Consider the following 948-nt stretch of genomic DNA (forward strand, 5'->3'; position numbering starts at 1 on the left):
TTACCTGATGGACAAATGGGTAACTCTGAAGTTGGCCATACAAATATTGGTGCTGGCCGTATTGTATACCAAAGCCTAACTCGAATCGATAAAGCTATTGAAGATGGTGAATTTGCTGAGAACGAAGCATTAAATGGTGCTTATACTCATGTAACTGACAACCATTCAGCTCTACACATCTTCGGATTATTATCTGATGGTGGGGTACACAGCCACTTACGTCATATCGAAGCATTGATTAAAGATGCTAAAGCTAAAGGTGTTGAAAAATTATACCTACACGCTTTCTTAGATGGACGTGACGTTGATCCACATGCAGCGCCAGGTTATATTGAATCACTTGAAAAAGTAATGGCCGAAGAAAACTTAGGTCAAATCGCTTCAATTTCTGGACGTTACTATGCAATGGACCGGGATAACCGTTGGGAACGTGTACAAAAAGCTTATGATGTTATCTTTAACGGTGAAGGCGAAACTAGCAACAATGCAATTGAAGTTGTAAATGCTAATTATGCTAAAGACGTTACTGATGAATTCGTTGAGCCGACAGTAATTGTTGATGCTAACGGCAACCCAGTAGGCCAAGTAGCCGATAATGATGCTATCATTTTCGCTAACTTCCGTCCTGACCGTGCTATCCAACTTTCAGACGCTGTAACAGCAACTGAATGGGATAACTTCGATCGTGGAAATGTACCAGCAAACGTTAAATTTGTATCAATGACTAAATACAAAGATACAATTCCAGCTGATATCGCTTTTAAACCAATCCCATTGAAAAATGTTCTTGGCCAAGTGTTATCTGATAACGGCTTAAACCAATTACGTATCGCTGAAACTGAAAAATACCCTCACGTGACATTCTTCATGAATGGTGGGGCAAATGACGAGTTTGAAGGTGAAAAACGTATTTTGATTAATTCACCTAAAGTAGCGACTTACGACTTA

1 protein-coding gene is annotated in these 948 nt (G+C 39.6%); it reads left to right on the forward strand.

The window, feature by feature from the left end:
• Positions 1 to 948, forward strand: a 948-nt coding sequence (gpmI, locus tag ACRCJ0_RS15730) for a 2,3-bisphosphoglycerate-independent phosphoglycerate mutase (RefSeq protein ID WP_431391124.1), incomplete at both ends; no start/stop codon positions are given.

The organism is Aerococcus sp. L_32 (assembly GCF_050689315.1).